Below are 12,730 nucleotides of genomic sequence, written 5' to 3' on the forward strand. Positions count from 1 at the left end.
CCCTCTAAAAAAACAGAATCATGAGCGAAGCAGAAAAAAAACAGGAATTTAACATCACCATATATACCGAAAACCAAATTGGTTTATTAAGCAGGATAGCTATTATATTTACACGCCGTAAAATCAATATCGACAGCCTGAATACTTCTCCGTCGGAGATTGAAAGTATTCACCGTTTCAATATTGTAATTAACGAATATGAAGAGGTAGTACGTAAGCTTACCCGCCAGATAGAAAAACAGGTTGAGGTGTTAAAAGCATATTATCACACCAACGAAGATGTGATTTGGCAGGAATTAGCGTTATATAAGGTATCAACCGATGTAATTGCCGAAAAGGTTAGCGTTGAGCGTTTACTACGCGAAAACGGTGCTCGCGCGGTAGTGATCCGTAAGGACTACACCGTGTTTGAAACCACCGGTCACCGCGAGGAAACCGATAACCTGATCAACATACTACAACCTTACGGCCTGATTGAGTTTGTACGCAGCGCCCGTGTTGCTATCATTAAAGATAGCGAAGGCTTTAACAGCAAACTGCGCGAATTTGAAAGGCTTGAACCAGGTGAAGAGGTAATCGAAAATGAATACCTTAACCAGGGCGAGAAGGTGTTTACGATGTAGAGCACAAAGCTTAAGGCTGAAAGCCGAAAGCTAAAAAAAAACGTCATTGCGAGGTACAAAGCAATCCCAAACTATACAGGGGATTACTTTGTACCTCGCAATGACGGGATTAATAAGAGAACAAAAACTTAAATTACTCAATACAAATAAAATCGGTGAGATCACCACTGTTCGGTGAAATCACAAAAATCAAAAAACAATGGCAAAACTAAATTTCGGCGGCACTGAAGAAAACGTAGTAACCCGCGAAGAGTTCCCTTTATCAAAAGCTCAGGAAGTATTAAAAGATGAAGTAGTAGCGGTAATTGGCTACGGTGTACAAGGTCCGGGCCAGGCCCTGAACCAAAAAGACAATGGTATCAACGTAATTGTTGGTCAGCGTAAAGGCACTAAAACTTGGGATAAAGCTATCAGCGATGGTTTTGTACCCGGCGAAACACTTTTTGAAATTGAAGAAGCCTTGCAAAGGGGAACTGTGATTTGCTACTTATTGAGCGATGCAGCCCAGATTGCGTTATGGCCAACTGTTAAAAAACACTTAACCCCAGGCAAAGCTTTATATTTCTCTCATGGCTTTGGTATCACTTTCAACGAGCAAACTGGCATCGTACCTCCTGCTGATGTTGACGTGTTCCTGGTTGCTCCTAAAGGTTCAGGTACTTCATTACGCCGTATGTTCCTGCAAGGCCGTGGCTTAAACTCAAGCTATGCCATCTTCCAGGATGCTACCGGTAAAGCTTTTGATCGTGTTATCGCTTTAGGTATCGCTGTAGGTAGCGGTTACTTATTCGAAACTAACTTCAAAAAAGAAGTATACAGCGATTTAACCGGCGAGCGTGGTACTTTGATGGGTTGCGTTCAGGGTATCTTTGCTGCTCAGTACGATGTATTGCGTAGCCATGGTCACTCTCCATCTGAAGCATTTAACGAAACTGTTGAAGAGCTTACCCAATCATTAATGCCGCTTGTTGCTGAAAACGGTATGGACTGGATGTACGCCAACTGTTCAACTACTGCTCAACGTGGTGCGCTTGACTGGTGGAAAAAATTCCGTGACGCTACTAAACCAGTATTTGAAGAGCTTTACGAAAGCGTTGCTACAGGCAAAGAGTCACAACGTTCTATCGATTCAAACAGCCAGCCAGATTACCGCGAAAAACTGGATGCCGAACTGAAAGAATTACGCGAAAGCGAATTATGGCAAGCAGGCAAAACCGTACGCAGCTTACGCCCTGAAAACCAGGTTGTAGAAGCGTAATAAATTAGGTGAAAGCCGAAAGGTAAAAGGCGAAAGGCCTTAAAACAAACTCACCAACACGTCATTGCGAGGCACGAAGACAACCGACCGTAGGGAGCTCATTAATACCTATAAAAAACAAATTATAATTATTAATAATCCCAAACTTAACAGATCGGATCTGCTAATCGGGGATTGCTTCGTTCCTCGCAATGACGTTACTAAAGAAAAATAATAAAAATGGGACAAACATTATTTGATAAGATCTGGGATGCACACGTCGTCAGCAGCAGCGAGGGGTTCCCGGATATTTTGTATATCGATACACATTTCATTCACGAGGTAACCAGTCCGCAGGCATTTGATGGCTTGCGTCAGAGAGGCTTGCCCGTTTTCAGGCCAAAACAAACTGTGGCCACAGCCGATCACAACGTTCCAACCATTGATCAGCACTTACCCATTAAAGAAGAACTTTCACGCTACCAGGTAGATATGCTCACCAAAAACTGTAAAGAGTTTGGTGTTGAGCTATATGGCTTAGGCCACCCGTACCAGGGCATCGTTCACGTTATAGGCCCCGAGCTGGGCATCACCCGTCCGGGTGGTACTTATGTTTGCGGCGATAGTCACACTTCAACTCACGGCGCTTTTGGTGCTATTGCCTTTGGTATAGGTACTTCGCAGGTTGAGCAGGTGTTGGCTACCCAATGTTTACTCCAGTCGCGCCCAAAACGCATGAAAATTGAAGTGAACGGAAAACTACAAAAAGGCGTTGGCGCCAAAGATATTATCCTTTACATCATTGCGCAGATCTCGGCTGCCGGCGGTACCGGTTATGCTGTTGAATATGCAGGCGATACCATCCGCTCGTTGAGCATGGAAGGCCGCATGACCATCTGCAACATGAGTATTGAGATGGGTGCACGTTGCGGACTGATTGCTCCCGACGAAACCACCATCAACTACGTAAAAGGCCGTGAATTTGCTCCTAAAGGTGAAGAATGGGACAAAGCAGTTGCCTACTGGAAAACTTTATACTCTGATGCTGATGCATCTTTTGATGAGGTATTATCCTTTAAAGCTGAAGATATTGAGCCGATGATCACTTACGGAACAAATCCGGGTATGGGCATCGGTGTTACACAACATGTTCCTGAAACTGCTTCATTTGAAGCCAAAGAGCAGGGATCATATAAAAAAGCCCTTGATTACATGGGTCTGCACGATGATGAAACGCTATTGGGCAAACCAATTGATTACGTCTTCATCGGCAGCTGCACCAACTCGCGCATTGAAGACCTACGCCAGGTTGCCGAGTTTGTAAAAGGCAAACACAAAGCCGATAATGTTACTGTATGGGTAGTTCCCGGCTCAAAACAAGTACAGCAGCAGGCTATTGCCGAAGGACTGGACAAAATATTTGATGCCGCAGGCTTCCCGCTTCGCGAACCAGGCTGCAGCGCATGCCTTGGTATGAACGAGGATAAAATCCCGGCAGGTAAATATTGCGTCTCAACCTCAAATCGCAACTTTGAAGGAAGACAAGGGCCAAACAGCCGTACATTCCTTGCAAGCCCGCTTACCGCGGCTGCGAGTGCAATTACGGGTGTGGTTACGGATATAAGGGAATTTCTGAAGGAAGAGGAATTGGTCTGAACTCGAATTTTATAGGAATTGAATGAATTAACAGAATGGAGATTAATAAAAAACGGACACCTGAAGAGTTTAAAGATTGTACGAGCAAAATAATTGGCTGTGCCATGCGTGTGCATTCTACTTTAGGGAACGGTTTCCAGGAAGTAATTTATCAACGAGCCTTAGAAATAGAAATGGGTTTGGAAGGTCTGAGATTCGTCCGGGAAATGGAGATGCCTATCTTTTATCGTAACGAACAAATCGGAACAAGGAGAGTGGATTTCTTTGTCGAAGGCGAAATAATGGTTGAACTGAAGGCTATTGCACAGTTAGAAAACGTTCATTTAGCTCAGGCCATAAATTACCTCGAAGCTTATAACATCCAAACAGGTTTACTCATAAACTTCGGAAGCTTAAGCATGGAGTTTAAAAGATTATTGAATAAAAAATATATCCCAAATCTGAATTAATGATTTTTTTCGATTCGAAAAATTCCCTTAATTCAAAAAATTCGAGTTCAGACAATTATGGCAACTAAAATATTTAAACACATTCAAACCAGCGTGGTGCCTTTGCCTATCGAGAACATCGATACCGATCAGATCATTCCTGCAAGGTTTTTGAAGGCGACTACCCGCGATGGTTTTGGCAATAACTTATTCCGCGATTGGCGTTTTGATGAGAACGATAACCCTAAAGCTGATTTCGTACTTAATCATCCGACCTTTAGCGGTAAGGTATTGGTAGCAGGCAAAAACTTTGGTTGCGGCAGTAGCCGTGAGCATGCTGCCTGGGCTATATCTGACTATGGTTTCGACGCCGTAGTGAGCAGCTTTTTTGCTGATATTTTTAAAGGCAACGCCCTTAATAATGGCTTGTTACCGGTACAGGTAAGCGATGATTTTCTGAAAAAAATCTTCGATGCCGTTTATGCCGATCACAAAGCTGAAGTAGAGATCGACCTGGAAAGCCAGACTATCACCATCTCATCAACCGGCGAAAAAGAAAGCTTCGAGATCAATCCTTACAAAAAAGCTTGCCTTATAAACGGCTACGATGATATCGACTATATCTTAAGCCAAAAAGGAAAAATTGAGGAGTTTGAGTTAGCAAGATAGACCATAGTTTATAGTCCATGGACCATAGATTAAAACTAAGTGGGCTATGGACTATGGACCATCGGCTATGGACAAACAAATGAACTAATGAACCAACAAAAACATATTCAGCGAGAAGGTAAAGGTACCGCCAAATTATTCGACGAACGGAGTTTAGCGAACGATTATGCAACCCTTGCCCCCCTGCTCAGGCCGGGCCTGAAGGTGCTGGATGTGGGTTGTGGTACCGGCGCTATCTCTAAGGATATTGCCGCATTGGTTGGTGAAAGCGGTCATGTTACGGGCATTGATAATACCGAGTATTTTATCCAGAGCGGTATGGAAACTTACGCTTCGGTTCAAAATATGGAGCTCATTTATACCGATCTGTTCAGCTTTGAGCCGGAAGAACAGTACGATCTTATTGTATCGGCCCGCGTTTTACAATGGCTGAGCAATCCAGTTGAGGCTTTGAAAAAAATGTATTCGTTGTTAAAACCTGGTGGTACGGTATCCATTTTGGATTATAACCACGAGGCTTTACAATGGCAACCGCAGCCACCGGCAAGCATGCAACGCTTTTATGCTACCTTTTTAAGGTGGAGAGGCGATGCCGGCATGAATAACCATATTGCCGAAGACTTGCCCGAATATTTGCAGGAAGCAGGTTTTATCAATATCGAGGTATTTAACGCCGACGAGGTTTACCAAAAAGGCGAGTACAACTTTGAAAACAAAGCAGGCATCTGGGCAAAAGTGGCACAATCAAAGCAAATGGTTGAGGAAGGCTATATTGATGATGAATCGCGCCTGCTGGCTATTGATGAGTACACCAACTGGGTAGAAAATGAAGCCGAGCAAATGGCGATGAAACTAAAAGAAGTACGCGGCGTAAAACCCGAATAAAATAAAACATCTATAAAAACAAAAAACCGCTGCCTCAGGCAGAGATTAGGGTTATGGGAATTAAAAAACACATATTAGTAATACCCGGCGACGGGATAGGCCCGGAGGTTACCACCTGGGGTAAAGCAGTTTTAGAAAAAATCGGTCAGGATTTTGGCCACGAATTTACGTTCGACGAAGCCCTGATGGGTCATGCGGGTATCGAGGCAACCGGTAATCCACTGCCTGATGAAACACTGGCTAAAGCTAAAGCAAGCGATGCTATCCTGTTTGGTGCTATCGGTCACATCAAATATGATAATGATCCGTCGGCCAAAGTGCGTCCGGAGCAGGGATTATTAAAAATCCGTAAGGAGCTTGGTTTATACGCTAACCTGCGCCCTATTATGCTGTTTGATGAGCTTTTGGATGCATCGAGCCTGAAACCTGAAATATTGAAAGGTACTGATATCCTTTTCTTCCGCGAGCTGACCGGCGACGTTTATTTTGGTGAGAAAAAACGCAGTGAAGACCGTAACACGGCTTCTGACCTGATGATCTATTCACGCTACGAAGTTGAGCGTATCGCTATTAAAGCATACGAGGCAGCCCGTGTACGTGGTAAAAGGTTATGCTCCGTTGATAAAGCAAATGTACTGGAGGCTTCACGCCTATGGCGCGAGGTGGTACAGGAAATTGCCAAACAATACCCTGACGTTGAAACCGAGCACATGTTCATTGACAACGCGGCTATGCAATTAGTTAAAAACCCTAAAAAGTTTGATGTGGTATTAACCGCCAACTTATTCGGTGATATCCTTACTGACGAAGCATCGCAAATTGCAGGTTCGATGGGTATGCTGGCTTCAGCTTCTGTAGGTGATGGTACGGGATTTTTTGAGCCTATCCACGGTTCGGCACATGATATTGCCGGTCAGGATAAAGCAAACCCACTGGCATCGATATTATCAGTAGCTTTAATGCTTGAAATTAGTTTCGGCTTAAAAGATGAAGCTAAAAAGATAACAGACGCAATTGATAAAACTCTGAAAGACGGTTACCGCACCGGCGATATTGCTGATGCCAATACTGATAAAGTGAAAATTTTAGGCACTACGGCAATGGGCCAAAAAGTGCTGGAATATTTGTAGGTAGAGATTAGAGACCGGAGCTTGGAGATTAGGCAATGTATTGATAGAATCACCATTCCCCTTGTAATCTCGGCAAAAAAACAAAATCTGTGAAATCACCTTAATCAGTGAAATCACAAAAAAGGAATAACATGAAATGGAACGCTGATTTATACGACCAAAAGCATGCCTTCGTATTTAAATACGGAGAAGATGTGCTTGAGTTTTTGGATGTGAAACCTGGTGAACGCATCCTTGACCTGGGTTGCGGCACAGGCCATTTAACTAAACTAATACAGGATAAAGGTGCCATCGTAAAAGGCACCGATTATTCGCCCGAAATGATAGCCCAGGCTAAACAGCTTTATCCTGATGTTGATTTCGCGGTAGAGAATGCAGCTGATTTTCACACCACGGAAAAATATGACGCCATATTTTCGAACGCCGCCCTGCATTGGGTGCTTGATGCCAACGGTGCTATTCACAGCGTAGCCAACAGCCTTAAAAAAGGAGGCCGGTTTGTTGCTGAAATGGGCGGACAGGGCAATGTTGAACGTTTGATTGAGGCTACCAAACTGGTACTGCATAATCATGGTTACAATGAAAAAGCTGATACCAAAGTATGGTATTTCCCTTCGGTTGGCGAATATGCTACCAAACTGGAAGAGCATGGTTTCAGGGTTACCTACATGATTCATTATGATCGTAAAACCCCGCTGCAGGATGGCGATCAGGGCGTAGCCAAATGGATTACCATGTTTGGCGCACAGTTTTTAGAAGGCATTCCCGAGGATGAGAAAGAACAAATCCTGGCTGAGATCATTAAAAAGCTTGAACCCTTTTATAACGATAACGGCCAATGGTATGCCGATTATAAAAGGTTAAGATTTATTGCCATTAAAAAATAGATATGAGACGTGAGATTTGAGATATGAGATTTTTTTCTCTAACTTGAATACTCGCTTCTTCAAAGAGATATGAGACGTGAGATATGAGATTTCTTTATATCTCAAATTATACCTCTAACAAAAAATAAAAGAAACAAAAAATAACAATATAGATGATTAGGCATGAGTCTCAAATCTCATATCTAACATCTCAAATCTAAAAAAGATATGTTACACGATCCCAACCGCGTTTATGTTTTTGATACCACGCTCCGCGATGGCGAGCAGGTACCGGGTTGCCAGTTAACAACCCCCGAAAAGATTGAGATAGCTAAGGAACTGGAACTACTGGGCGTGGATATTATTGAAGCAGGTTTCCCGGTTTCAAGCCCGGGCGACTTCCAAAGCGTTGTTGAAATTTCAAAAGCTGTTAAAGAACCTACCGTTTGTGCGCTTACGCGTGCCAACAAAGGTGATATTGACGCTGCTGTAGCATCTCTGCAATATGCCAAACGTCCGCGCATCCATACCGGTATCGGTTCGTCTGACATGCATATCAAACATAAATTCAACAGCACCCGCGAAGAGATTTTGGAGCGCGCTGTTGAAGCCGTTAAATATGCCAAAAAATCTGTCGAGGACATTGAGTTTTACGCCGAAGATGCCGGCAGGGCCGATGTGGTTTACCTGGCCCAAATGGTTGAAGCTGTTATCGCCGCCGGTGCTACAGTAGTAAATATTCCAGATACAAATGGTTACTGCCTGCCAGATCAATACGGCAGCAAAATCAAGTTTTTGAAAGAGAACGTTAAAAACATTGATAAAGCTATCATCTCTGTACATTGCCATAACGACCTTGGTTTGGCTACAGCCAACTCAATAGCTGGTTTGCAAAATGGCGCGCGCCAAATTGAGGGTACCATCAACGGTATCGGCGAACGTGCCGGTAATACTTCTATCGAAGAAGTGGTGATGATCCTCAAAACGCATCACACCCTGGGCCTACATACCAATATTGACTCTAAACGATTCTATGAATTGAGCCAGATGATCCGCACACAAATGCGGATGCCGGTACAGCCTAATAAAGCTATTGTAGGTGCAAATGCCTTTGCGCACAGCTCGGGTATTCACCAGGACGGCTTCCTGAAAATGCGCGAAAACTATGAAATCATTCGCCCTGAAGATGTAGGCTTTCCGAGCGCCACAATAGTGCTAACCGCGCGCAGCGGCAGGCATGCTCTGAAATTCCATCTGGAGCGTTTAGGATATACGCTGGATAAGGAAGAACTTGCTTTTGTTTACAATAACTTTTTAACGCTTGCCGATAGCAAGCTTGACATAAATGACCAGGATTTGCAAAGCCTTATGGCGCACCGACTGGTAAAAAATTAACAATGGAAACTGATACAAAAAGCCAGCTTAATTTCGAAGCGGCATACCAGCGGATAAAAGACGTTGTGAAACGTACCCCGCTGCAATATAACGCCGGTCTTTCGGCAAAATACGAGTGTGAGGTTTATTTAAAACGCGAAGACCTGCAGGTTGTTCGCTCATATAAGTTGCGCGGCGCATACAACATGATCAGTCAGTTAAATGATGATGAGTTGATCCGCGGTGTGGTTTGCGCCAGCGCGGGCAACCATGCCCAAGGCGTAGCCTTTTCGTGCAATAAAAGGAATATCAAAGGCGTAATTTTTATGCCCGAAATTACCCCCAAACAAAAAGTTAAACAAACCGCCATGTTTGGGAACGGCAATATAGAGATTGTTCTTACCGGTGATACGTTTGACGATTGCTTGGCTGAGGCCCTCGCCTACACCGAAAAAAACCAGATGACCTTCATCCCTCCTTTCGATGACTACCGCGTTATTGAAGGCCAGGGAACCGTAGGCGTTGAAATACTACAGGACCTTCCGGATATTGAAGTAGCGATTATGCCTATCGGCGGTGGTGGCTTTGCATCTGGAACAGGTACTTATCTTAAAAACAATGTTCCAAACATCCATCTGATAGGCGTTGAGCCTGAAGGTGCCCCATCAATGCTGGGCGCCATAAACCATGGTAAACCCATTACATTAGATGAAATAGACCGCTTTGTTGATGGCGCCGCTGTTAAACGCGTTGGCGCATTAACTTATGATATCTGCAAAGATATCCTGGATGATATGCTGCTGGTACCTGAAGGTAAAATTTGTACCACCATACTGAAACTTTACAACGAAGATGCTATTGTGGTTGAACCCGCAGGAGCGTTATCAGTAGCCGCACTTGATGCCTGTAAAGAGCAGATCAAAGGCAAAAAGGTAGTTTGTATCATCAGCGGTGGTAATAACGATATTGCCCGTATGCAGGAGATCAAAGAAAAATCATTACTGTACGAAGGCCTGAAACATTACTTCATTGTTCGTTTCCCGCAGCGTCCGGGGGCATTGAAACTGTTTGTGAACAGTGTATTAGGTCCCGGTGATGATATTACCCGTTTCGAATTCATTAAAAAGAATGAAAAAGAAAACGGCCCTGCACTGGTTGGTATCGAGCTAAAAAATGCAGAAGACTATCCGGCTTTGCTGCAACGCATGCATGCGCACCGTTTCAATGTTATTGAACTTAATAAAGATCAAACTCTGTTTGAGTATTTGGTGTGATACACTATAAATACTCAAAAAAAAGCGTCATTGCCTTTAACAAGGCAATGACGCTTTTTTTTGTATATCCAATGAAGCTAATTTAGTTAGCTTCTTATTATCTTTATCTAATAATCACCTCCACCATTCCTATCGCTAACATGAAAAAACCATTCTTCATCCTGATTGCTGCCTGCTTTTGCGCATGCAATAATCCGTCAAAACCAGCGGCAGATACCGCAACTGAATCATCAAACACTCCTTACGCAATAAAAACCGGCGGGAATAAGCTCATTAAAGTTGCCGGTAAATATAACGTATGGACGAAAAAAGTTGGCGACGGTAAAATAAAAGTGTTACTGCTGCATGGCGGTCCGGGTTTTTCACATGACTATATGGAATGCTTTGAGGATTTTTTGCCGAAGGAGGGCATTGAGTTTTATTATTATGATCAGCTTGGCTGTGGTAATTCGGATGCGCCTGCCGATACCTCATTATGGAACATTCCACGTTATGTTGAAGAGGTTGAAGAAGTGCGCAAGGGCTTAGGGCTTGATAATTTTTACATACTCGGACATTCATGGGGCGGTATGCTGGCTATGGAATACCTGCACAAATACCAGTCGCACGTTAAAGGGGCGGTATTATCAAACATGACAGCCGGCATTAAAGGCTATGTTGCCTATGCCGCTGAGTTGAAGAAGAAGTTTTTTACGCCGCGTGATATCACTGTATTTGATTCATTAGACAGGCTTAAACAATACGACTCGCCTCAATACAACGACTTGCTGATGAATAAGCTATATACCCAGGTGATCTGCAGGCTTCCATTAGAGAATTGGCCCGAACCTTTATGGCGTGCCTTCAAAAAAGCGAATCATACCATATACATACAAATGCAGGGTGTTGACGAGTTTCACGTAACCGGCAATTTTAAAGGATGGGAATTTTGGGACAAACTGCAGAATATAAAAACGCCTACCCTTGTTTTAGGCGGCGTACACGATGAAATGAACCCCGAAGACATGAAAAAGGAAGGCCGTTTATTACCCAACAGCCGCACCTATTTATGCCCCAACGGCAGCCACATGAGCATGTATGATGATCAGCAAAATTATTTCAAAAACCTCATCACTTTTTTAAAGGACGTTGACGCGGGTACATTTACCGCAGATAAAAAGTAGCACACCAATTCTAACACAGCGTTTTATATTCCACCACCATTAAAACCGTAAATCATGAAAAAGTTATTTACCTGTATCATCACCACGATGATCTTCACTGCGGTAAATGTTTATGCGCAGTTAACGCCGCAACCCAGTTCAACGCAAAGTATTGTGCAGGATTTTGGCCTCGGAAAAATCAGTCTTGTTTACTCCCGTCCGGATGTAAGAGGCCGTAAAATATTTGGAGGTATGGAACCTTACGGAAAAGTTTGGCGCACGGGGGCCAATTCGGCCACGGTAATTAAATTTACCGATGAGGTAAGCATGGAAGGCAACAATATCCCGGCGGGCGAGTATGGGCTGTTCAGCATCCCCGGCGAAAACGAGTGGACCATCATCCTCAGCAAACAACCAAAGCAATGGGGCGCCTATAACTATAAGGAAGCTGATGATTTTTTGCGTTTCAAAGTAAAAACAGAACACCTTAAGGCTTTAACAGAAACCATGACCCTCGCATTCAGCAATGTTGCAGCAACCACCTGCGATTTACAGATGATGTGGGAGCACAGTGGCTTCACAATTCACATGACCACCGATATCGATGTCAAGGTAATGGCCAAGATCGACTCGGCCATGAATACAGATAAAAAGCCATACTATGAAGCTTTGATCTATTACTATAACAATAATAAAGATATGGACAAGGCCTTAGCCTGGGCAACCGAACTGGAAAAAGACAAAAACTTTCCGCCATTTGTGCCTAAACTATGGAAAGCTCGGATCTTATTGAAAAAAGGTGATAAAGCCGCAGCAATAGCTACAGCCCAGGAAGGTGCAAAAATGGCTGCCGATATGAAAACAGATGAGTACGTACGGTTAAATAATGAGCTAATAGCACAGGCGAAGAAGTAATCATTTTAACTCGATATAATCTCCAAACAAAAAACCCTTGCCAGTGATATTGGCAAGGGTTTTTGTTTGGAAGTAAGATTCTAAAAAGCTGGGGATTGCGCGATTCCCCTCTTGAGAGGGGCGAAGGGGTGTGTTTCTGCTTTGATAAGTCTACAGCAGCCCCCCTGCTACCGCTCATTCCTCCGCACCCCCTCTCAAGAGAGTAATAGCCCATCAAGAGGCAGTAGCCATTTTGTTAATTAAAAAGTTAAACACCTGGTTATTGCCTCTATTGTTATATTTAAATGTGAACTCATTCAGGTATGATTGCAAATGTCTGAGCGATACTTTATGGTATTGACCATATATCCCCCGTTTTAACAATGTCCAAAAGCCCTCAATCGTATTGGTGTGATACTCTCCCCGGGCATACTCTTCTTTTTCCTTGTTTAATACCTGATGTTCACGGAATATTTTATTTAAACCGGCATATCCACCAAAGCCGTCCGTTACAATAGTAGCATCTGTGCTCACTGATTGTTCAACAATGGG

At 43.5% G+C, this 12,730-nt stretch carries 13 protein-coding genes; 12 read left to right on the forward strand and 1 reads right to left on the reverse strand.

The genetic code is table 11. The annotated features are described in order from the left end of the window. Positions 1-20 precede the first annotated feature (20 nt). The 12 genes from ilvN to BLS28_RS24975 all read left to right on the forward strand — a co-directional run bounded on the left by ilvN (position 21) and on the right by BLS28_RS24975 (position 12,199). Positions 21-623, forward strand: a complete 603-nt coding sequence (gene ilvN / locus BLS28_RS24920) for an acetolactate synthase small subunit (RefSeq protein WP_090530083.1) — start codon at positions 21-23, stop codon at positions 621-623. A 199-nt stretch (positions 624-822) separates the two neighbouring features. Beyond that, positions 823-1,881, forward strand: coding sequence for a ketol-acid reductoisomerase (gene ilvC, locus BLS28_RS24925; protein ID WP_090531289.1), 1,059 nt, complete (start codon positions 823-825; stop codon positions 1,879-1,881). Positions 1,882-2,100: 219 nt separating this feature from the next. Next, positions 2,101-3,516 (forward strand): 3-isopropylmalate dehydratase large subunit, encoded by a 1,416-nt coding sequence (gene leuC, locus BLS28_RS24930; RefSeq protein ID WP_091174069.1) that lies wholly within the window; start codon positions 2,101-2,103, stop codon positions 3,514-3,516. 35 nt (positions 3,517-3,551) lie between these two features. Continuing rightward, complete coding sequence (locus BLS28_RS24935) at positions 3,552-3,965, forward strand: GxxExxY protein (protein WP_091174072.1); 414 nt, start codon at positions 3,552-3,554, stop codon at positions 3,963-3,965. A gap of 57 nt (positions 3,966-4,022) precedes the next feature. Then, complete coding sequence (gene leuD, locus BLS28_RS24940) at positions 4,023-4,613, forward strand: 3-isopropylmalate dehydratase small subunit (RefSeq protein WP_090530089.1); 591 nt, start codon at positions 4,023-4,025, stop codon at positions 4,611-4,613. An 87-nt stretch (positions 4,614-4,700) separates the two neighbouring features. Continuing rightward, a complete protein-coding gene (locus BLS28_RS24945; RefSeq protein WP_091174120.1) occupies positions 4,701-5,498 on the forward strand; it encodes a methyltransferase domain-containing protein in 798 nt (265 codons plus the stop codon). A 59-nt stretch (positions 5,499-5,557) separates the two neighbouring features. Continuing rightward, a complete protein-coding gene (leuB, locus tag BLS28_RS24950; RefSeq protein WP_091174124.1) occupies positions 5,558-6,628 on the forward strand; it encodes a 3-isopropylmalate dehydrogenase in 1,071 nt (356 codons plus the stop codon). 131 nt (positions 6,629-6,759) lie between these two features. Next, positions 6,760-7,515, forward strand: coding sequence for a class I SAM-dependent methyltransferase (locus tag BLS28_RS24955; RefSeq protein ID WP_091174076.1), 756 nt, complete (start codon positions 6,760-6,762; stop codon positions 7,513-7,515). Between the two features lie 207 nt (positions 7,516-7,722). Beyond that, the gene (locus BLS28_RS24960; protein WP_091174080.1) at positions 7,723-8,889 is read left to right on the forward strand and encodes a 2-isopropylmalate synthase; all 1,167 of its coding nucleotides are present in this window, start codon (positions 7,723-7,725) and stop codon (positions 8,887-8,889) included. Between the two features lie 2 nt (positions 8,890-8,891). Then, positions 8,892-10,142, forward strand: coding sequence for a threonine ammonia-lyase IlvA (gene ilvA, locus BLS28_RS24965; protein ID WP_091174084.1), 1,251 nt, complete (start codon positions 8,892-8,894; stop codon positions 10,140-10,142). Positions 10,143-10,282: 140 nt separating this feature from the next. After that, a complete protein-coding gene (locus BLS28_RS24970) occupies positions 10,283-11,305 on the forward strand; it encodes a proline iminopeptidase-family hydrolase (protein WP_091174087.1) in 1,023 nt (340 codons plus the stop codon). A gap of 54 nt (positions 11,306-11,359) precedes the next feature. Beyond that, positions 11,360-12,199 carry a DUF2911 domain-containing protein gene (locus BLS28_RS24975; RefSeq protein ID WP_091174089.1) on the forward strand — a complete coding sequence of 280 codons (840 nt, stop codon included), beginning with the start codon at positions 11,360-11,362 and terminating at the stop codon, positions 12,197-12,199. Positions 12,200-12,412: 213 nt separating this feature from the next. Here the strand turns inward: BLS28_RS24975 and BLS28_RS24980 are convergent. Then, on the reverse strand, positions 12,413-12,730 hold a 318-nt coding region (locus BLS28_RS24980), incomplete at its 5' end, for an IS1595 family transposase (protein WP_143020863.1).

Origin of the sequence: Mucilaginibacter gossypii, from assembly GCF_900100945.1 — a bacterium.
GTDB classification, from domain to species: domain Bacteria; phylum Bacteroidota; class Bacteroidia; order Sphingobacteriales; family Sphingobacteriaceae; genus Mucilaginibacter; species Mucilaginibacter gossypii.